Annotated in this window: 19 protein-coding genes; 8 read left to right on the forward strand and 11 right to left on the reverse strand. The window is 64.8% G+C overall.

Annotated features, from left to right (window positions below; all coding sequences use genetic code 11):
* The first annotated feature begins 125 nt into the window (after nucleotides 1-125).
* Genes P1L40_RS19550 through P1L40_RS19570 form a run of 5 tightly spaced genes read left to right on the forward strand, consistent with a single transcriptional unit; the run spans nucleotide 126 to nucleotide 5,022 of the window.
* Complete coding sequence (locus tag P1L40_RS19550; protein WP_284011486.1) at nucleotides 126-1,067, forward strand: branched-chain amino acid ABC transporter permease; 942 nt, start codon at nucleotides 126-128, stop codon at nucleotides 1,065-1,067.
* A complete protein-coding gene (locus P1L40_RS19555; protein ID WP_284011487.1) occupies nucleotides 1,064-2,218 on the forward strand; it encodes a branched-chain amino acid ABC transporter permease in 1,155 nt (384 codons plus the stop codon). Before P1L40_RS19550 ends, P1L40_RS19555 begins: the two co-directional genes overlap by 4 nt.
* On the forward strand, nucleotides 2,218-2,973 hold the full coding sequence (locus P1L40_RS19560) for an ABC transporter ATP-binding protein (protein WP_284011488.1): 756 nt from the start codon (nucleotides 2,218-2,220) through the stop codon (nucleotides 2,971-2,973). Before P1L40_RS19555 ends, P1L40_RS19560 begins: the two co-directional genes overlap by 1 nt.
* Complete coding sequence (locus P1L40_RS19565; RefSeq protein WP_284011489.1) at nucleotides 2,970-3,713, forward strand: ABC transporter ATP-binding protein; 744 nt, start codon at nucleotides 2,970-2,972, stop codon at nucleotides 3,711-3,713. The genes P1L40_RS19560 and P1L40_RS19565 overlap by 4 nt, the downstream gene beginning before the upstream one ends.
* A gap of 49 nt (nucleotides 3,714-3,762) precedes the next feature.
* Complete coding sequence (locus P1L40_RS19570; protein WP_284011490.1) at nucleotides 3,763-5,022, forward strand: outer membrane protein assembly factor BamB family protein; 1,260 nt, start codon at nucleotides 3,763-3,765, stop codon at nucleotides 5,020-5,022.
* Between the two features lie 49 nt (nucleotides 5,023-5,071).
* Here the strand turns inward: P1L40_RS19570 and P1L40_RS19575 are convergent, their stop codons facing one another.
* Nucleotides 5,072-5,482 carry a cupin domain-containing protein gene (locus tag P1L40_RS19575; protein ID WP_284011491.1) on the reverse strand — a complete coding sequence of 137 codons (411 nt, stop codon included), beginning with the start codon at nucleotides 5,480-5,482 and terminating at the stop codon, nucleotides 5,072-5,074.
* 157 nt (nucleotides 5,483-5,639) lie between these two features.
* Here P1L40_RS19575 and P1L40_RS19580 point away from each other — a divergent pair, with 157 nt between their 5' ends.
* Both P1L40_RS19580 and P1L40_RS19585 read left to right on the forward strand, forming a co-directional pair.
* Complete coding sequence (locus P1L40_RS19580) at nucleotides 5,640-6,476, forward strand: phosphoenolpyruvate hydrolase family protein (RefSeq protein WP_284011492.1); 837 nt, start codon at nucleotides 5,640-5,642, stop codon at nucleotides 6,474-6,476.
* A 28-nt stretch (nucleotides 6,477-6,504) separates the two neighbouring features.
* Nucleotides 6,505-7,722, forward strand: a complete 1,218-nt coding sequence (locus P1L40_RS19585; RefSeq protein ID WP_284011548.1) for a Tm-1-like ATP-binding domain-containing protein — start codon at nucleotides 6,505-6,507, stop codon at nucleotides 7,720-7,722.
* 589 nt (nucleotides 7,723-8,311) lie between these two features.
* On the opposite strand, the gene P1L40_RS19590 is transcribed toward P1L40_RS19585, so the two are convergent.
* The 4 genes from P1L40_RS19590 to P1L40_RS19605 form a co-directional block, all read right to left on the reverse strand.
* Nucleotides 8,312-9,289, reverse strand: coding sequence for a Gfo/Idh/MocA family protein (locus P1L40_RS19590; RefSeq protein WP_284011493.1), 978 nt, complete (start codon nucleotides 9,287-9,289; stop codon nucleotides 8,312-8,314).
* A 42-nt stretch (nucleotides 9,290-9,331) separates the two neighbouring features.
* Complete coding sequence (locus P1L40_RS19595) at nucleotides 9,332-10,096, reverse strand: IclR family transcriptional regulator (protein WP_284011494.1); 765 nt, start codon at nucleotides 10,094-10,096, stop codon at nucleotides 9,332-9,334.
* 37 nt (nucleotides 10,097-10,133) lie between these two features.
* The gene (gfo6, locus tag P1L40_RS19600) at nucleotides 10,134-11,207 is read right to left on the reverse strand and encodes a D-xylose 1-dehydrogenase Gfo6 (protein WP_284011495.1); all 1,074 of its coding nucleotides are present in this window, start codon (nucleotides 11,205-11,207) and stop codon (nucleotides 10,134-10,136) included.
* A 64-nt stretch (nucleotides 11,208-11,271) separates the two neighbouring features.
* Nucleotides 11,272-12,315 carry a zinc-dependent alcohol dehydrogenase gene (locus tag P1L40_RS19605; protein ID WP_284011496.1) on the reverse strand — a complete coding sequence of 348 codons (1,044 nt, stop codon included), beginning with the start codon at nucleotides 12,313-12,315 and terminating at the stop codon, nucleotides 11,272-11,274.
* 90 nt (nucleotides 12,316-12,405) lie between these two features.
* Between P1L40_RS19605 and P1L40_RS19610 the strand changes: the two genes are divergently transcribed.
* Nucleotides 12,406-13,179, forward strand: coding sequence for an SDR family NAD(P)-dependent oxidoreductase (locus tag P1L40_RS19610; RefSeq protein ID WP_284011497.1), 774 nt, complete (start codon nucleotides 12,406-12,408; stop codon nucleotides 13,177-13,179).
* 121 nt (nucleotides 13,180-13,300) lie between these two features.
* Here the strand turns inward: P1L40_RS19610 and P1L40_RS19615 are convergent, their stop codons facing one another.
* From P1L40_RS19615 to P1L40_RS19640, 6 genes are all read right to left on the reverse strand, one after another.
* The gene (locus tag P1L40_RS19615; RefSeq protein ID WP_284011498.1) at nucleotides 13,301-14,446 is read right to left on the reverse strand and encodes an ABC transporter ATP-binding protein; all 1,146 of its coding nucleotides are present in this window, start codon (nucleotides 14,444-14,446) and stop codon (nucleotides 13,301-13,303) included.
* Nucleotides 14,446-15,591 carry an ABC transporter ATP-binding protein gene (locus tag P1L40_RS19620; RefSeq protein WP_284011499.1) on the reverse strand — a complete coding sequence of 382 codons (1,146 nt, stop codon included), beginning with the start codon at nucleotides 15,589-15,591 and terminating at the stop codon, nucleotides 14,446-14,448. The genes P1L40_RS19615 and P1L40_RS19620 overlap by 1 nt, the downstream gene beginning before the upstream one ends.
* 1 nt (nucleotide 15,592) lies before the next feature.
* The gene (locus P1L40_RS19625) at nucleotides 15,593-16,528 is read right to left on the reverse strand and encodes a carbohydrate ABC transporter permease (protein ID WP_284011500.1); all 936 of its coding nucleotides are present in this window, start codon (nucleotides 16,526-16,528) and stop codon (nucleotides 15,593-15,595) included.
* 1 nt (nucleotide 16,529) lies between these two features.
* Complete coding sequence (locus P1L40_RS19630) at nucleotides 16,530-17,480, reverse strand: carbohydrate ABC transporter permease (RefSeq protein WP_284011501.1); 951 nt, start codon at nucleotides 17,478-17,480, stop codon at nucleotides 16,530-16,532.
* 51 nt (nucleotides 17,481-17,531) lie between these two features.
* Nucleotides 17,532-18,887 carry an ABC transporter substrate-binding protein gene (locus P1L40_RS19635; protein ID WP_284011549.1) on the reverse strand — a complete coding sequence of 452 codons (1,356 nt, stop codon included), beginning with the start codon at nucleotides 18,885-18,887 and terminating at the stop codon, nucleotides 17,532-17,534.
* 317 nt (nucleotides 18,888-19,204) lie between these two features.
* Nucleotides 19,205-20,440: a mandelate racemase/muconate lactonizing enzyme family protein gene (locus P1L40_RS19640; RefSeq protein WP_284011502.1), complete on the reverse strand. Its 1,236-nt coding sequence runs from the start codon at nucleotides 20,438-20,440 to the stop codon at nucleotides 19,205-19,207.
* Between the last annotated feature and the right edge of the window lie 84 nt (nucleotides 20,441-20,524).

Raw genomic sequence — 20,524 nt, forward strand, 5'->3', positions numbered from 1 at the left:
GACGCATCGGTCCGGTGTCCGCCCCGACGGAACCGGTGTAAGCACAAGATTCAAATATTGGTGTCGTCATTCTTTATCGTGTACATCATGAGACGCGGAATCATAGCTAGAGGACGGTGCCGGCGATGAGCATCGACGGGATCGTCGGATTCCTCTTCATCGCGCTGAGCGTGGCATCGCTGTACCTGTTGGTGTCGGTCGGGCTGTCGATCGTGTTCGGATCGCTGAAGTACGTGAACATGGCACACGGAGTGCTGTATCTCGGAGGTGCGTACATCGGGCTCCTCATCGCTTCGAGCGAGCAGTACGGTGGGTTACTGAGCGAGTTCGGGCAGGTCGGCCTCGACTGGGGGTTCGTCCCGGCGCTGGTGCTGACGCCGCTCGTGATCTTCGCAGTCGGGGTCGTCATGGAGCGGTTCATCGCGAAACCGTTCTACGAGCGGGATCTCCTCGATCAGCTCCTGGTGACGTTCGGTATCCTGATCGCCGCCCAAGAGCTCGTCGCGATCGTCTTCGGTCGGACAGGGACGATCTATCCGCGTCCCGACTGGCTCACGGGTGCGATCTCGCTCCCCGTGATCGGGACGCCGCCCGGGATGAGCGCGGCGTCGACGATCCGTGTGCTGGTCGTCACGCTCACGTTGGTGCTGATCGTGGCGATCTTCGCGTTCTTCAAGTACACTGATTACGGGCTCGCGGTTCGCGCGGGGACCGAGGACTCGGAGATGACACAGATGCTCGGTATCCGTGTCGGCCGGCCGTTCCTGCTGATATTCGCCGTCGGGTCCGCGTACGCCGGGCTCGCCGGCGTCCTCGGCGGGTCGCTGTTCAACGTCACGTCCGGTATCGGCATGGAGATCATCATTCCGTCGCTCGTCATCGTCATCATGGGCGGTGTCGGCAGTCTCAGAGGGACGGTCATTGGGGCACTACTCGCCGGCCTCTTCTTCGCGACGGCGACGGAACTCGTCCCGAGTATGACCCGTGCGAGCATCTACCTGCTCGCGATCCTCGTACTGACGATCAGACCGAGCGGCATCTTCCCCTCGACGGAGATCGGCCAATGAGCACGGACACCATCCACGAGAGCACGGACGGTGAGTCGTCGTTGATCAGCTGGGAAACGTGGGACGGGATCAAACACACCGAGTGGTTCGTCTCCCTGTCGGCGGTGCTTTTCGTCCTCCTGTTCTCGTACGCCTTCGGCCGCGCGCCAGTCGTCTCGGACCTTCTGCGTGGGTACCACGGACTCGCGATAACGGTCCTCATCTGGTCGATCTTCGCGCTCGGGTTCAACCTCCTCCTGGGCCAGACCGGCCTGCTCTCCTTTGGTCACGCGATGTTCTTCGGGACGGCGAGTTACGCATCGGCGCTGTTCGCGATCCACGTGTACAACGATCCGCTCGTCGTCATCCTGGTCGGCATGCTGGCCGCGATCGTCCTCGGCGTGATCGCTGCGCTGCTCCTCCTGCGGCTGCACACGGTGTACTTCTCGATCGTCGCGCTCGCTATCGCACAGTTCCTGTACTTCCTCGCACGGGAGCCACTGGTCGAGATCACCAAAGGGATCAACGGGCTGGACGTGCCACGGGTCCCGCTGCTTGGTCTCGTCGACCTCGAACACGAGTACGGCGGCCTCCTTGGAATGCTCGTCGTGAACAACCTGTACCTCTTCGTCGGCGTCTTCTTCGTCGCCGTCGTCGCGTTCATTACACGGGTCCGGAAGTCCCCGTACGGACTGATCTTCAAGGCGATCCGCGAGAACGAGACGCGCACCGCCTTCGTTGGGCTCAACGTCTGGCGCTACAAGTTCGCGGCGTTCATGCTCTCGGCGGCGATCGTTGGACTCGCCGGAGGGCTGATGGCCGTCAACACGCAGTTCGCCGGCGTCGAGCGGCTCTACTGGTCCGTCAGCGGCGACATCGTCGTGATGGCTGTCCTCGGCGGACTGGGCACGATCGCCGGACCGGTCATCGGGACGTTCGTGTTCTTCTACTTCAAGGGGATCGTCAACGGCTTCCCCACGCTCGGGAACTACTGGCTGCTCCTGCTGGCGCTCTCGTTCACGACCGTCGTGTGGGTCTATCCCGACGGGATCTGGGGGATGATCACGGACTTCACCGCAGCACTCCGTGACCCGAAGGCGCTACTGGCGAAGACGAAACGGCGACTCGCCGGACTGAGTCCGCTCGGCGACTCCACGGGAGGTGACCGCTGATGGCGCTGCTCGAAACCAGGGGACTGACCAAACGGTTCGGCGGGCTCACGGCACTCGACGGCGTCGACATCGCCGTCGAGGAGGGTGAACTGGTCTCGCTGATCGGTCCCAACGGCGCCGGCAAGTCGACACTGATCAACACGATAACCGGGCGGCTGGAACCGACCGAGGGCGACGTTCACTACGCGGGGACGGACCTCGTCGGGATGGAGCCGTTCGAGATCGCCCAACTCGGCGTCGGGCGGTCGTTCCAGACCGCGTCGATCCTCCCGGAACTCACGGTCCGGGAGAACATCCAGGTCGCGTCGTTCGCCGCGGAACACGGCTCGTTCAGGGTCAACTTCCTCCGCCGTCGGGACTCGTTCGAGGACGTGCAGGCGCGGACGAACGACATCCTGGAGACCATCGAACTCGACTCGAAGGCAGGTGTGGAGGCCGGATCGCTGCCCTACGGCGACAAACGGCGGCTCGAAGTCGCCATCGGGCTCGCGACCGATCCGGACCTCCTGTTCATGGACGAACCGACCGCGGGGATGTCTCCAACGGAGACCGAGATGACGGTGAACCTCATCGACGATCTGCTGGAAGAGTGGGGGATGACTGTCTTCCTCGTCGAGCACGACATGGACATCGTCTTCGATATCTCGGACCGCATCTTCACGCTCCACCAGGGCGAACTGATCGCGAAGGGAACGCCCGCGGAGATCAGAGAGCACCCGGCCGTTCGAGAGGCCTACCTCGGAGGTGAAGAATGAGCCTCCTCGAACTGGACGGGATCCACGCCTACTACGGCCCGAGCCACATCCTGCGTGGCGTCTCGCTCGGCATCGACGAGGGCGAAATCGTCACGCTGCTGGGGCGAAATGGGGCCGGAAAGACGACCACGGTCCGGAGTATCGCGGGCACCGAGCCGCCGGAAGTCCGGTCCGGGACGATCCGGTTCGACGGCTCGGACATCACGGACTGGCCGGCCGACGACGTGGCGATGGGCGGTATCGGTGTCGTGCCCGAGGGGCGTCGGCTCTTCACCGAACTGACCGTCGAGGAGAACCTCCAGCTGTCGAAGATCACTCGCGGGTGGTGGAACACCGTTCGACGGGGCGGACTCGGCGGCGGCGAGAGCACGATGTCGATCGGTGAACTGTACGACCTGTTCCCGCGGCTCGACGAGCGCCGCGAGCAGCAGGCCGGCACGCTCTCGGGCGGCGAGCAGCAGATGCTCTCGATCGCCCGGACGCTCCGGTTGCCGGACCTGGATCTCCTGTTGCTGGACGAGCCGACGGAGGGGCTGGCACCACAGATCGTCCAGACGGTCGGCGACTCGATCGATCAGATCGCCGACCAGGGGCTGACGGTGTTGCTCATCGAGCAGAACGTCCGGGAGGCGCTCCGTATCGCCGACCGCGGCTACGTCCTCGACCAGGGCGACATCGTCTACGAAGGCACCGTCGACGAACTCGAACAGGAAGACCTCGACGAGTACCTCGTGGTCTGAGCCCGCTCGGGGCGACAGGATTATCTTCCTGACGCCGGAACGGTCGTACATGCCAACGTATCGCAGGCGACAGTTTCTCGCTGCGGTTTCGGCCTCCGGACTCGCACTCACAGCAGGGTGCCAGACGCCGTCGGGGTCGGCTTCGGAGAGCCACCCGGTCTCCGAACCGATCACCTCGTGGCCGACCTTTCGCGGGGGGCGACACAACACCGGGTACACGGGCGGGGCGTCGATGACCGGATCGAGCCCGTCCATTACCTGGACCTACGAGGCCGACGGGCCGTTCTGGGGGAGTCCGATCGTCGCCGACGGCACCGTCTACATCGGGGGTACGGACAACTCGCTGTACGCCATCGACGCCGAGACCGGCGATGAGGAGTGGTCGTTTCCGGCCCACCACCGGATCGAAGCTACGCCGGCCTACAGCGACGGCACGGTCTACGTCGGATCCTACGACAAGCGGCTGTACGCCGTCGACGCGGCGTCGGGCGAGGAACAGTGGCGTCGAACGTTCGACGGCCTCATCCGGGGCAGTCCGACGGTGTGGAACGGTTCCGTCTACGTCGGCGTCGGCTGTCACAACCTCGCCTGTGCGTGGTACGCGGAGGACGAGGGCGTCCCGGAGAACGGCTGGTTCGTCTCGCTCGACGCCGCAAGCGGGGAGACGAACTGGCGGTACGAGGTCGGGAACGAGGTCGTGAGCAGCCCGGCCGTCACCGACGGCATGGTGTACGTCGGCGCGTCGGACGGGAACCTCTACGCTCTGGGCCCCTCCTCGGGTGCCGTCGAGTGGACCTACGAGACCCGAGACATGATCTGGTCGAGTCCAGCCGTCGCTTACGGGACGGTGTTTATCACCGACTGGAACGGCAACGTCCACGCAGTCGACGCAGCTACGGGGGAGCAGGCGTGGCTCGCCGACACGGCCGGTAGATACATCTCGGGCTCCGTAGCAGTCGACGAGGAGTCCGTCTACGTCGGTCACACGCCGTACAACACCCTCGACGACCCGACGACGAACTACGCGAAGATATTCCGCTTCGACCGCGAGAGCGGCACCGAAAGGTGGGCCTTCGAGACGCCGGCGCTGGAGGTCGGGAGTAGCCCGGTCGTCACCGACGACCACCTCTACGTCGGCAGTCATCGACAGACAGAGGGCGAGGATGTCGGTGTGCACGCGCTCACGACGGACGGCGAAGAAGCGTGGTTCCTGGAGATCGGCGGGCGCGGCGTCGGGTCCAGTCCGGCACTGGTCGACGGAGTGCTCTACTTCGGCGGCACTGACGGAACCGTGTACGCGGTGGAGTAGCGAGAGGCGGGCGTTTCGATACTGTTCGGGACCAGGCGGTGGTCGACGCTTACGGCTCCGGGAACTCCCCCGGCGGGAACACCGTCGCCTCGTCCAGGTCGCGTATCTCGGCCTCCGGTCCGGGCGGGCCGTACACCGCCATGAACCGGAGTGGTTCCCAGGACGTGTTGATCGTGCTGTGTTCAACGCCGCTGGGGATGAACACCATCTCGCCCGCACTGACCGACCGTTCCTCGTCGGCGATCGTCTGTGTGCCCTCCCCGCTGAGGAAGTAGAGGATCTCCTCGCTGTCGGGGTGAGTGTGGCGCTCGTGGCCCTTGCCCGGTTCGAGCACCACGACACCGGCACTGAACTCCTCTGACCCGGTCACGTCGGGGGCGTTCAGCCACTTCAGCGTCCCCCAGTCCAGTCGTATCGTCTCGACATCGTCCGGTTGGACGAACCGCTTGTTGGCTGGCATAGCGTTTGGTAACGAACAGCAAGATGTATTAAATTTTTTGATCAGAGCGGTAGCCGAGTGCGGGTTCCGATATCCACGGACGCTCTCGGGCCGGGGAACGCTCCGCGCAATCGACCCAAATCTTGATTAGGCCCGATTCCGACTAGCTCAGTGGAACATGAAGTTTGCGCGAAGCGAGTCGCTAGAGCGGCTAGAATCGACTGTGGAAAACGACGAGCCGGTCGTCGGCGCGGGAGCGGGGACGGGAATCTCGGCGAAGTTCGCCGAGCGCGGCGGCGTGGACCTGCTCATCATCTACAACTCGGGCCGGTACCGGATGAACGGTCGCGGGTCGCTTGCAGGTATCCTCCCCTACGGCGACGCCAACGAGATCGTCCTAGAGATGGGACAGGAGGTGCTCCCCGTGGTCGAGGACACGCCGGTACTGGCGGGCGTCAACGGGACCGACCCGTTCCGCGAGATGGACGTGTTCATCGAGGACCTCCGTCGCCGCGGGTTCTCGGGCGTCCAGAACTTCCCCACGGTGGGGCTCATCGACGAGGACAGTTCCTTCCGCAAGAACCTCGAAGAGACCGACATGGGCTACGACAAGGAAGTCGAGATGATCCGTGAGGCCAGCGATCAGGGGATGTTGACCTGTCCGTACGTCTTCAACGAGTCCCAGGCTCGGGAGATGGCCGAGGCCGGTGCCGATGTCATCGTCTCCCACATGGGGCTGACCACATCGGGCGACATCGGCGCCGAGACTGCCTTGAGTCTCGACGAGGCCGCCGAGCGCGTCCAGGCACACCACGACGCGGCCACGAGCGTTAACGACGACGTGCTGGTCATCTGCCACGGCGGCCCGATCGCCTGGCCGGAAGACGCACAGTACGTCCTCGACAACACCGAGGGCGTCGTCGGCTTCTTCGGTGCCTCCAGCATCGAGCGCCTCGCGACCGAGGACGCGATCGAGAACCAGGCGCGCGAGTTCAAGGAGATGGAACTCTCATGAGCAGGCCGATCGGATGGAGGCGAGTGGGATGACCGTCGTCGTCGTCGGGACGCTCGATACGAAAGGCGAGGAGATCGGCTTCGCCCGCGACGTTGTGCAGGCACAGGGTGTCGACACGCATCTCGTCGATGTCAGCGTCATGGGAGAGCCGGAGATCACGCCCGATACCCCCGCCAGTGCGGTCGCGGAGGCCGGCGGGTCGACGCTCCAGTCGCTCCGCGACGAGGGGGACCGTGGCGTGGCGATGGAAGTGATGGGCAAGGGCGCGGCCTCGATCGTGACCGAGCTCCACGAGGCGGGCGAGCTAGACGGCATCCTCGGACTCGGCGGATCGGGAAACACGTCCATCGCGACCACCGCGATGCGGGCGCTCCCCGTCGGTGTGCCCAAACTCATGGTCTCGACGATGGCCTCCGGGGACACCGAGCCCTACGTCGGGGCCAGCGACATCGCGATGCTGTACTCCGTCGCGGATATCGAGGGACTGAACCAGCTCTCGCGGACGGTCATCTCGAACGCCGCGCTCGCGGTCGTCGGGATGGCCACCAACGATCCGGACGTGGAGGAGTCCGAGAAACCGACCATCGGGCTGACGATGTTCGGCGTCACGACGCCGTGCGTGCAGGCGGCCCGCGAGCGACTCGAAGCGAAGGGGTACGAGACGATCGTCTTCCACGCCACCGGCACCGGCGGCCGGGCGATGGAGAACCTGATCGAGGAAGGCGTCATCGACGGCGTCCTCGACGTGACGACGACCGAGTGGGCCGACGAACTCGTCGGTGGGGTGCTGTCGGCCGGCCCCGAACGGCTCGATGCGGCGGCAGAACGGGGAATCCCGCAAGTGGTCGCGCCCGGTGCGCTGGACATGGTCAACTTCGGCCCGCGTGACTCCGTCCCCGAGGAGTTCGAGGGCCGGACCTTCCACGTCCACAACCCACAGGTCACGCTGATGCGGACGACCCCGGAGGAGAACGCCGAACTCGGGCGGATCATCGCGGGGAAGCTCAACGACGCGACCGGGCCGACGGCGCTGGCCCTGCCGCTCGGTGGCGTCTCGATGCTTTCCAAACCGGGTGAAGCGTTCCACGACCCCGACGCCGATCGAGCGCTGTTCGACGCGCTCCGTGACACCCTCGACGACGGAGTCGAACTGATCGAGTCCGACGCCGCGATAAACGACGAGTCGTTCGCCGAACTCCTGGTGGACACGCTCGAGGCCTCCATGGACGGTGCAGGAAGCGATTGACGACGCCCGGAGAGCGCAACTACGCCGTGGCTCGGCGGTGCCCGCGGTGACGACTAACGCACCCGATAGTCGACTCTCGGGACCACGAGTGTCGCTGTGAGTGGCCGGTCGAACCCTTCCGAACCCGGAGCATTCGAGAGTACTCTCTGTGGCCCGAGCGAGCGGTATCGCTGCGATCGACCCAAGTAACACGACCGACGACAGCGATGTCGACTGGTGTGAAGCGGCCAGCCTAGCGTCATAGAGCCATCGCCGGGTGAAAGAATGGTACACATGTGAGAACGACACTCGAATGAGACCAACCGAATCTTCCTCCCGACTTAATAGCGGAGTTTGTCACTGTTTCTGCCCGGATATCCGAAAACAGTGCCACGGGCAGCAGCAAACTGCCGATTTCTAGTTGATGGCGCGCAACATAGGTGTATACCCGCGTATATGTTTGTACATATTCTTTGTAGGTATTATATCTTGGTACCCAGTCGGTATTTGAAGGTATCTTTCGGGGTATTGTGCGACTATGTATCGTGAGAACGTTCGAAGGGAGTAGGGTGTCCCCTCAGAACCGATGGCGAGAGCCGTAGGTCGCCGATCAGTCGAGATCGACCGGTTGTCCGCGCTGTGCGCTCTCGTAGATGGCGTCGATAGTTCGCATCACGGCGACGCTCTCCTCGCGGTCGACCCGGGGCGTCTCACCGGCGGCGACACAGTCGGCAAAGTGCTCGATCTCGCGGCGGTAGTGGTCGACCGGCTCGAACCGCTCGGTCACTTCGCGTTCGCCGACACCGTAAGTCAGCTCCGTGGCGTTGTCGACGCCAACGTCGAAGGTCGGCTCGGCGCGAAGCCAGCCGTCGGTCGTCTCGACGCGGTAGTACTGGGTCAGCGGCGTCTCGAAGCCGGACTGGAGGCGAGCGCTCGCGCCGTCGCCGTACTCCATGACACACGCCATCTCCGTCTCGACGCCACAGTCCCGTCGGTCGGTGGTCGTCGCGTACACCCGTTCGGGGTCACCGAGGAACAGGCGTGCGGCGCTGACGGCGTAACAGCCAACGTCCATCACACTACCGCCGGCCAGGTCCGGATCGAGCCGGATGTCGTCGGCGCCGTCGGGCATTCGGAACGTAAACGTCGACGTGACGTTCCGGACCTCGCCCAGCTCCGACTCGACGATCTCGACGGCCCGCTCGGTGAGCGGGTGGTAGCGGTACATGAACGCCTCCATGAGAGTGACGCCGCGCTCCTCGCAGTAGTCGAAGACCGCTTCGGTCTCGGCGGCGCTCGCAGTGAGGGGTTTCTCACAGACGACGTGGAGCCCGGCGTCGGCGGCCGCCCGAACCCACTCCGCGTGGTGGCCGTTGGGCAACGGGATGTAGACCGCGTCGAGCGAGTCGTCCGCCAGCAGTGTGTCGTACCCCTCGTAGCTCTCGGGGATCCCCAGCCGTTCGGCCACAGCCGCAGCGCGATCCTCGTCCCGTGAGGAGATGGCCGCGACTTCGTGTTCGCTGTGCTGGATGCCCGGAATGACCGAGTCGATACCGATGTCCGCCGTGCTGAGGACGCCAAATCGCATACCACGAACCCCGACCGAGACAGTGATAAGTGTTACCGTCGCCTACGAGTGGGTGACGTTGAGTTCGATGACGTTGGCGACCTCCAGCACTTTCCCGGCGAGTTCCTCGCGGAACCGTTCGCCGCGGAGCCGGTTGGTCGGGCCGGACGCACTGATGGCACCGATGACCTCGTCGCCGTCGTCTCTGATCGGCGCGGCCACACAGCGCAGGCCGTCGATGCGCTCCTCGTCGTCGAACGCGACCCCCTGCTCGCGGACCTCGGCGAGGGCGTCGTCGAGTTCGCTCCGGGTGCCGATCGACTGGTCCGTCGGCGCGTCCAACCCGTGACGGTCGACGATCTCGTCGACCTCCCCGGGCGGCAGAAAAGCGAGGATGGCCTTCCCGAGCGCCGTCGTGTGCAGCGGGACCCGGGTCCCGACGTGTGCTTTCACGCGGACCGCCTGGTCGCCGTATGCGCGGTAGAGATACGTCCCACGGCCGTGTTCCTCGACGAGTAAGTTGGCGAGTTCGCCGGTCTCGTCGGCCAGGCGATCCACCTCCGGCTTGGCGATCTCGAACAGTTTCTCCACGTGGCGTGCGTACGCACCGAGTTCGAGAAACCGGAGTCCGACACGGTACTCGGTGTCCTCTCTGACGACGTACTCCTCCTGTTCGAGCGTGCTGAGGTAGTTGTGGGCGGTGCTCTTTGGCACGTCGAGATGCTGTGCGAGTTCGGTCACGCCCGCCCCGTCCAGTGTCTTCAAGGCGTCGAGTATCTCGAAGGTCGTCGCGACAGACTGGAGTGGGTTTCGAGCTGGCGTGGGCATACCGGGACAACGACACTGGTCTACAAAACTGTTGTCGTCACTCCAGCGTGACCACGTCGCCGGTGTCGGCGGCCTCGTGGAGCGCCTGGATGATCCGCATATCTTGGAGGCCGTGGCGGCCGTCCGGAACGATGTCCCCACCGGTGAGCACGCGGTCGGCGAAGTAGTCGAACTCCTCGCGCATCTCCCGCTGAGAGTCGACCGCCGCGTTCTCGATAGTCGCCGAGAGGTCACCGCGCGAGAGATGCATGGTACAGGTGCCGTGAAACGCCGGCCGCAGATCGATCTGGCCCTCGGTGCCGGTGAGCTTGAGCTGGGTGTCCCTGTGGGCGTTCTGGCTGGTCGTCGTGACCATCTTCACGTCGCCCTCAAGTGCGAGCAGCGACCCCGAGCGCTCGTCGGGCACGTCCGCGAACGCCTCGTGGTGGGAACTCATCCGGGACTGTACCGCGACCGGGTCCCGGTCCAGCAAGAACCGAGCAGTGTTTACCGAGTAGATGCCCAGATCGGTGACCGAGGTGCCGTAGCCCGAGACATCGGGGTCGAGCCGCCACTGGTCGTGGTCGGGGATCATCTCCAGCAGCGGCTGGCTGTTGTTGCCGTACACCGACACCGGTTCGCCGATGAACCCCTCGTCGAGTAGGTCCCGCGCCCGGCGGACGGTCGGGTCGGTGTGCATCCGGTAGGCGATCATCAGCGGCACGTCCGCCCGCTCGCAGGCGTCGACCATCGCCTCGGCCCGCTCGACGGTCGACTCCATGGGCTTCTCACAGAGGACCGCCTTCCCGAGATCCGCTGCTGTCTCGACGTACTCCAGATGGTAGGCGTTTGGCGTTCCGAGATACACCGCGTCGTAGGCGTCGGCCGCGGCTCCGTCGTGGAACTCGTCGTAACTGATCCCGTTGTCGACGCCGTTCTCGTCGGCCAGCCGCTCGGCCTTCTCCGCCGAGGAGCTGACGAGCGTGGTCGCTTCACAGCGGTCCGTGTTCCCGATCGCGGGCAACGCCTCGTCGATCGTCCACCAGCCAAGCCCCAGCAGGGCGAGGCGGACGGTCCCCTCCGTGGTGGTCTGCCAATCGCGCTCCTCGTAGCTGTCGAACCAGTCGTACATCGGCCGTCGATACCGGCGGCACGGGCTAAAAGCTTCCCAAAGGAGCGGTCGAACCGTCAGCGCGTCAGTCGTAGAGTTCCGACACGTCGAAGACCGGCTTGCAGGTCTCGCCGCCGACGAACGCTTCGAAGGCCTCGTCGGCGTCTAACAGCGAGAACCGGTCGTCGACGAACGTCTCGCAGTCGACCGCGCCGCGGTCGATCAGGCGCAGCGAGCGCTCGAAGTCGTCGTACATCGACGCGTAGGAACACTGGAGGTCGATCTCCGAGCGGACCAGCGGCGAGTACTCCATGGTCGTCTCGCCGGTCTGGCCGACCAGGACGATCTGGCCGCCCTTCCGGACCTCGTCGACGGCGGAGGGGAGCCCCGAGGGGTGGCCGGTCGTGTCGAACACCACGTCGTAGCCGACGCCGTCGGTGAGTGACTCGCGACGGGCCGCTACGTCGTCCTCGGCGATGTTGAGCGTCTCGAAGCCCAGGTCCTCGGCCAGGGGAAGCCGGTAGGTGGCGTCCTGCCCGACGCCGGAGACGACGACGGTCGCGCCCTGTGCGCGGGCGATCTGTGCGGTCAGAAGGCCGATCGGCCCCGGCCCTTCGACGAGGACGCGGTCGCCCGCGGTCACCCGGGAGTTCTCGATGACCGCCCGGGCGCCGATGCTCGTCGGCTCGACCACGGCCGCGTGTTTCTGGGGGACCGAGTCGGGCACCGGGTGGAGCGCACGCTCCGGGACGGAGACGAACTGCTCGTAGGCCCCGTCGTGGTCGACGCCGGTGATGACCGCGTCCTGGCAGACGTTCGACTCGCCGATCTCACACTGGTAGCAGTCGCCACAGCCTCGGATCGGGCGCTCGACGACGCGGTCGCCGACGGAGAACTTCGACACCGCGTCACCGGTCTCGACGACGCGCCCGGCGTACTCGTGCCCGATGACTGTCGGGAGCTCCATCCGCTCGAAGGCCGATTCGAACTCGTAGATTCCGGCGTCGCTGCCACAGAGCCCCGCGTAGTCGACTTCCACGAGCGCCTCGTCGGGCGCTGGCTCCGGGCGACTCCGGTCGACGAACTCCATTGCGCCGTGGCTACGACGCACTTTTGCTAAGCCACGCATACGCGTACGGATTCGACCGAGACTAATAATTCTATGGTTCCGTGGTCGCCGTCCACAAAGGTAAAATACGGCCGCGCCGACCCACTGTCTATGGACTCCTACGACCACACACCAGTCTCTCTCGACGGCAAGCGCGCGGTCGTCGTCGGCGGGACGAGCGGCATCGGACAGGCAATCGCCCTCGGGTTCGCAGCCGAGGGGGCAGACGTGATCGCGACCAGTCGCAGCGAGGACGCCGTCAGTGAGACGGCCGACGCCATCGAGGAGTACGGCGTCGATACGGCCCGAGTGACCTGTGACGTGACCGAGCGCGAGACGCTCGACGCGCTGCGGGAGACGGCCCAGGCGGAACTGGGCGGTATCGACGCTGTCGTCGCCTCACAGGGCGCGATCTCCCGGGAGTCGGTGCTGGGTATCGACGACGAGTCCTGGGAGTTCGTCACCGACGTGGCGCTGGACGGCGTCCGTCGGGTGACCCAGGCGCTCGTCCCCGGGATGGACGGCGACGGAGCGGTCGTCAACATCTCCTCGCTTGCGGCGCGGTTGGCGATGGCGGACCTGCCGGCCTACGCGGCGGCCAAAGGCGGCGTTGAGTCGTTCACGCGCGCGTCGGCAAAGGAACTGGCCCCGGAAGTGCGCGTCAACGCGATCGCACCCGGGTTCGTCATCACGCCACAGAACGCCGACACGTACGCCGAGGGGACCGAGAAACGGGCCGAGATCGACGACCGGACGCCGCTGGGGCGGGTCGCCGACCGCGAGGAGATCGTCGGCGCAGCGGTCTTCCTCGCAAGCGACGCCGCGTCGTTCGTCACGGGCGAGGTGCTCACCGTCGACGGTGGATTCGCGGACAGCGCGTTCTGACCGCAGTCGACACGCCGGCGACCGGGCGACCCCGGTCAGTCGAGTTCTCTCCTGAGTCGGTGTGGTGAAAAGCAGCAGGTGAGTTCGAGTCGCAGAAACACGCCGAGAGGGGCCGGCGACCTTACAGCCGCAGTTCCTGCTCGGCGAACTCCAGTTGGCGGTTGTGGAGCGCCTCGCCGCTGGCGGCGTCGAAGACGTGGACGGTCTCCGGGGGAATGTAGACACGGACGGTCTCGCCGGCGTCGACCTGTTTCATCCCCTCGGTAGTCGCGACGAGGTCCTCTGTTCCCTCCGTCTCACCGGGGAACTCCAGGTGGACGACGTTCTGGTTGCCCATCGGTTCGACGACGGTGGCGGTCATCTCGAACTCGTGGGCGGGGTTGTCGGCGGACTCGCCGATCTCGATGTCCTCCGGGCGGATGCCAAAGACGAGATCCGTCGCGTCGCCGACGGCGTCGGCGATGTCCATGGGGAGGGGATACTGGATGCGGTCGGTGACGAACGACGACCCCTCGCGCCTGCCGGTGAGGAAATTCATCGACGGCTCGCCGATGAACTGGGCGACAAAGAGGTTCGCCGGCTCGTGGTACAGCTCCAAGGGCCGACCGACCTGCTGGAGTTTCCCGTCGTTCATCACGGCGATGCGGTCGGACATCGTCATCGCCTCGGTCTGGTCGTGGGTGACGTAGACGGTCGTCACGCCGAGTTGCTGCTGGAGTTGCTGGAGTTCGGTGCGCATCTCCGCGCGGAGTTTCGCGTCCAGGTTCGAGAGCGGTTCGTCCATCAGGAACACCTCGGGGTCCCGGACGATGGCCCGTCCCAGCGCGACCCGCTGTTGCTGGCCGCCCGACAGTTCGCCGGGGAGGCGATCGAGGAGGCCCTCGATGCCCATCATCGAGGCGGCTTCGGTGACCCGGTCGTCGATCTCGGCGTCCGAGAGGTCGGTCGCCTCCTCCAGCCCGAACGACATGTTCCCGCGGGCGGTCTTGTGCGGGTACAGCGCGTAGGACTGGAACACCATCGCGATGTCCCGATCCTGGGTCCGCACGTCGTTCTGGACCGAATCGTCGAGGCGGATCTCGCCGTCGGTGATCGTCTCCAGCCCGGCGATCATCCGCAGGGTGGTGGACTTCCCACAGCCCGACGGGCCGACCAGCACGAGGAACTCGCCGTCGGGAATCTCGACAGAGATGTCGTCGACCGCGACGATCTCCTCGTCGCCGTCCTCGAACACCTTCGTCACGTCGTCGAGTATCAGTCGGGACATTAGACGTTCGTCACCTCCGTGGCCGCGGCCAGTCGGCGCGTGTGCAACGCCTCGCCGCTTGCGGCGTCGAAGACGTGGATGTCGTCGGGGTCCAGTGTCGCGACGACCGACTGGCCGGACTCGACGATGTCGGTGCCACTGGTCAGGGCGTGCACCAGTTCCGTCCCCTCCGTGTCCGCGGTGTGGTGCAGGTGGACGACGTTCTGGTCGCCGTGTGGCTCGACGACGCTCACCTCCATCGGGAACTCGTGATCCTGGAGGGGGGTGTCGTACTCCTCGGCCGGGGCGATGGAAACGTCCTCCGGGCGGATACCCAGCACCACCTCGTCGACACCCCCAACGGCCTCCCGGATATCGCCGTCGAAGGGGTACTCGACGAACTGGCCGTCGAAGGTCCCGCGCCTGACGGTGCCGGTGAGGAAGTTCATCATCGGCTCGCCGATAAAGCCCGCGACGAAGCGGTTCGCGGGCGCGTGGTACAGTTCGAGGGGTTTGCCCACCTGCTGGAGTTCCCCGTCGTCCATCACGGCGATGCGGTCGGACATCGTCATCGCCTCGGTCTGGTTGTGGGTGACGTAGACGGTCGTGACGCCGAACTGCTCCTGGAGTTGCTGGAGTTCGGTGCGCATCTCCGCGCGGAGTTTCGCGTCCAGGTTCGAGAGCGGCTCGTCCATCAGGAACACCTCGGGGTCCCGGACGATCGCCCGTCCCAGCGCGACCCGCTGTTGTTGCCCGCCCGAAAGCTCCTCGGGCTTGCGTTCGAGCAGGTCCTCGATGCCCAGCATCGCGGCGATCTCCTCGACGCGCTCCTCGCGCTCGGCGTCGGTGTAGCCCGACTCTTCCTCCAGCCCGAACCGGACGTTCTCCCGGATGGTCATGTGGGGATAGAGCGCGTAGTCCTGGAACACCATGGCGATGTCGCGGTTCTGGGGCACGCGGAAGTTCATGTGGTCGTCGGCGATGTAGATGTCACCGGACGTGGGCGTCTCCAGGCCAGCCAGACAGCGAAGCGTGGTGGACTTCCCACAGCCCGACGGGCCGACTAGCACGAGGAACTCGCCGTCCTCGATCTCGATCGAGAGATCGTCGACGGCGGTGGTATCGCCGAACTGCTTGGTCAGACTGTCGATAGTGATCTCGCCCATCTCAGGCACCTCCCTCCGTCTGCAGACCCTTCGCGAACTGCTCGGCGAACGCGACGTAGATGAGCAGCGTCGGGATCGCCGCGAGGAACGACGCGGACATCCGGATCCCGAAGTCGACGCCGGAGGTCGACGCCCCGACGGCGGGGAGGATGAGCGTCACGACGGCCTCGGGCGTGTCCGACCCGGTGATGAGCGTGAACGCGAACAGGAACTCGTTGTATATCTGGGTGAACTGGTAGATGAAGACGACACCGAACATCGGCTTCGAGATGGGGAGGATGACACGGCGGTAGATCTTCGAGATCGAGGCGCCGTCGATCTTCGCCGCCTCGACCAGCGAACTGGGGAGGCTCTGGTAGTACGACCGGAACAGGATCGTACAGATGGGAATGCCGTACGCGATGTGGGTGATCATCAGTGGGACCAGGTTCGCGTGGTACGACTGGACGACCGGGAGAGAGCCAAACGTCGGTGCCAGCATGGACGCGAGCGGGAAGATGTTGTTCCAGAACCGCGCGAGCGGGACCAGCACGGCCTGGTAGGGCAGGAAGATACCGACGAGGAACAGGATCAGGACCGCCATCTGTCCGCGCCAGCGGACCATCGTCAGGCCGTAGGCGGCCATACTCCCGAACAGGACGCTCCCGATGGTGGCCGGGATCGCCATGAACAGCGAGTTGAAGAAGGCGCCCGAGAGTTGTTCGAGCGCGAACTCAAGGTTCCCGAGCGTGAAGCCGGTCGCGCTCGGCGGTGCGAGCGGGATCGACCGCGCGACGGCCTCGTTGGTCTTGAACGCGGTCATGAGACCGGTCTGTAGCGGCGAGAGGAAGAAGCCGATGAAGACGATGACCAGTACGTACTGGCCGATGCGTTTCAGGCTCACGTCCTCGACGAGCGATGCAACGTCGAAGGTCGAATCAGGTGTTGACTGTGACATATCAGAGGCTCCCCTGTCTGTACTGGTAGTAGAGATACGGCGCGATGACCCCGAGCGCGAGGATGAGGAGGTACGTCGCGATGCTGGCGGCGTAGGCCCACTTCCCGAACTTGAACGCTTCACGGACCATCAGCGTCGCCAGGATGTCCGTCCCGTTGGGTGGCCGGTAGCGTCCGGTCAGCGAGTACAGGAAGGTAAAGGCCTTCAGCGCGAAGACCATCAAGACTACGGCCGCGCTGACCGAGGCTTCCTTCATCTGGGGGACGATGATACGGAGGTAGGTCTTGATCGTGCTCGCGCCGTCGACGCGAGCGGCCTCGAACTGGTCGTCGGGCAGGGACCGCAGCCCCGCGAGGTAGACGACCATCGTGTAGCCGCTGAACTGCCAGATGAGGGCGAAGATGACCGATCCCAGCGCGATGCTCGGGTTCCCGATCCACTGGACCGGTTCGAACCCGAGTGTCGTCACGATGATGTTCAACAGCCCGTTGTTGGTGTTGAACATCCAGAGCCACATCTGTGCCGTGATGACGAACGAGAGGCTCATCGGCAGCAGGTAGATGGTCTGTACGGTGTTGTTGTAACGGATGCCCTGATCGAGCAGGATGGCGAGGAACAGCCCGAGGAACAGACAGATCGTGGTAAAGACCACGAGCAAGACGAGGTTGTTCTGTGCGGCCGTGAGGAAGGCCTCGTTGCCCAGGACCTGTCCGTACATCTCCAGATCGAGGTTGCTGTAGTCCGGCGGGGTCAACCCTCTGGCGTCGGTCAGCGAGATGGCGATGTTGAACCCCATCCCACCGTAGACGGCGACTCCCATGATGAAGAGGGGGATGCCCCAGAACGGCGACGACCGGACGAAGTCGCTGTTGAGGAAGTACCTGAGTCTCGTCTCCCAGTCGACTTCCTCGGACGACTGTGTCGTCGTCTCTGTGGTTTCGTGCGTACCCATAGCTGTAGTGGATTCACTCCTATGTAATAAAACGTGTAGGTACCGGATCGACTATCCGGTGACGGCGTCCAGCAGCGCGTCGGCAGCGGCTTCAACGTCGTACGGCCCCATCATGTTGTTGCTCAGCGCCGTCCGGCACGCCCCGAGTTGCTCCGGCGGTACCGCCAGTCCGTGGGCGATGGTCGGCGGGTAGCGGTCCGAACTGGTCAGGTCCTCGTAGGTCATCGCGATGAAGTCGCCCAGTTCGCCCGGGTCCACGTCGGTCCGCAGCGGGACGGAGCCTTTGAGGTTGTTGTAGGCGATCTGGGCCTCCTTCGTCCCGACGAACTTCTGCCACGCGATTGTCTCTTCCCGAGTCGGGTTGTTCGCGGGCGCGACGATGGAGTCGATGTGGTAGGTGTAGGTGCCCTCGGTTCCCGGGAAGGGGACCCAGTCCCAGTGTTCCTGATAGTTGAACGAGTCGTCGACGCGGAACTGGCCCGCGAGCCAGTTGCCCTGGTGCATACAGGCGACCTCGCCGTTGATCATCTTCCCGCCCATGTCGGTGAAACTGGACGTGGACGCGTCGTCGGTGATGTAGTTCTGTTGGATGTCACGGACGGTCTCCAGGGCCTCGATCATCATCCCGCGGTCACCGTTGCCCTCGATGAAGTCCATGTAGGCGTCGATACCAGACTGTCCCATGAGCACCTGTGCCCACAGTTGGAGCACCGTCCATGGGGCAACCATCGCCTGCCCCATCGGGACGATATCGGTTTCGGACTGGAGGGTGTCGAGCGCGCTCATCAACGCCTCGACGCTGTCGAGGCTGTCGGGATCGATACCGGCCTCTTCGAACGCCGAGATGTTGTAGAAAAGGTTGTTCATCCGGTGGGAACCGAGCGGCACGGCGGGCATCTTCCCGTTGAAGGTGTTGAGTTCGATGGCCCGCTGTTGCATCACGTCCTTGTACCCCTCGGCGTCCCAGACATCCGCTTCGAGGTCCATGAGGTTCCCGCGGTACCGTTCGAGGTTCTGCCCCGGCCAGTTGGCGAAGGAACTCATCGGGTTGCCGTTGACCATCCGCCGGAGGATTGTCGCGTTCAGGTTGACGTTCGCGCTGGCCCCGACAGCCTGGAAGTTCGTCGACATCTCGGGGTACGCCTCCTGGAACACCTCGATGAGAGCGTTGACTGCCGCCTCGCCGTCACCGCCGGCCCAGCCGTGGAGGACTTCGAGTTCGCCGTCCCACTGCTGACCGCTCGACCCGTCGGAACTGCCACTTCCGCCGTCAGAACCACCGGACCCACCCGAGCCGCCGTCGCCACCCGAGCCGCCTGAACCGCCCGAACCCCCGTCGCCGCCACAGCCAGCGATACTGGCTGCGGCACCGACACCGAGTGCGGCGAGGTACTTCCGTCGGTCCATCGACACGTCTGAACTGTCACGTTTTACCATACACTATCCGAGTACACCTAATAGTACATAAAGGTAACGCAAATCGTGTGAGAACCAGTCATGCAGCTCCGTCGAAAGAACGGTCTGCCGGGTGCCGGAGCAACGTAACGTGAGTGAGAGACGTGGTGTTCGATTCTACCGCCACGTATCGGATGCCACCCAGCGCGGGCCGCGTCGAATCGGGTTCGCCGGGCCGGGTCCGCAGAACGCCTACAACGAGGCGTGTGGGTGTGTGGGCTGCTCGGAGTCCCTGGTCGTGTGGAATGGGGTGTGTCTGCCTGCTCGTGTCACGCCTCGTCGAACAGTTCCTGACCGTCGGCGAGATGAGCCTCGACGGCGTCTAGATCCAGGGTCAGTCCCAGCCCGGGCTCTTCGGGGATCCCCATGTAACCGCCCTCGATGAGATTGTCCTCCTCGACGAGGTCTTCCCACCAGCCCAGTTCGTAGGAGTGGTACTCGACGGCCAGAGAGTTGGGGATGGCCGCACCGACGTGGGCCGACGCCATCGTCCCGATCGGCGAGGAGACGTTGTGCATCGCCACCGGGATGTAGAACATGTCCGCGAGCGTGGCGATCTTCGCCGTCTCGCGCATCCCGCCGACCTTCGGGCAGTCGGGCGCGACGATGTCCACGGCCTGTTCGGTGAGCAGTCGACGCTGGCCGTGGGTTCGGTAGACGTTCTCCCCGACAGCGATGGGCGTGCCCGTCGACTGTGTCACCTCACGCTGGACATCGTGATTCTCCGGGGGGACTGGGTCTTCGAGCCACCAGACATCGTACTGTTCGAGTTCGCGCGCGAGTCGTTTGGCGCTCCCGCTGGCGAACGCCCAGTGACAGTCGAAAGCGGCGTCGGCCTTGTCGCCGACGCGCTCTGTGACACGCCGGACGATCTCGGCCTTGTGGTCGATCTCGGGCTGGCGGAGGTGGCGGTTCGCGCGGTCTTTCTCGTGTCCGGAGGGCACGTCGAGGTCGAACTTCAGCGCGTCGTAGCCCAGTTCTTCGACCACGCGCTCGGCCTCGTCGGCACAGGCCTCCGGGTCGGCCTCGTCCTCGGTGTGACAGTCACAGTAGGTGCGGACCTCGTCGCGGTACTTGCCGCCCAGCAGTTGGTACGCCGGGACATCGAGAATCTTGCCGGCCGCGTCGTGGAGGGCGATCTCGACGCCGGAGATCGCCGCGATGTCTTTCCCGCCGATAGAGCCCTCACCGGACATCTTCTGGACCATGTGCTCGTAGAGGCGGTCGATGTCCAGCGGATTCTCGCCGACGACGAAGGGTTTGAGCCGGTCGATGATCTCCGGGAGCGCACCCCCCCAGTAGGCCTCGCCGTTCCCGACGACGCCGGCATCGGTGTACACTCGGACCAGCGTCCACGGGTAGTTGCCGTCAACGATGACCGTCTGTACGTCGGTGATCTCCACGTCGCGCCGCTCGTCCCGGGACTGGGTGAGGCCCATCGTCTCGGCCGAGAGGTCACGCATGGTGTATTCAGCGTTGGGGTCTCGCAGGTCTGCGTAGTTCATGCGACACCGGGGAATACACACCGACACTCAAAACGTTTTCGAGAGTGAGAGCCGAAAACCGGCGCAGACAACGCGCTATCGCCC

The organism is Haloarcula pelagica, assembly GCF_030127105.1.
Lineage (GTDB): Archaea > Halobacteriota > Halobacteria > Halobacteriales > Haloarculaceae > Haloarcula > Haloarcula pelagica.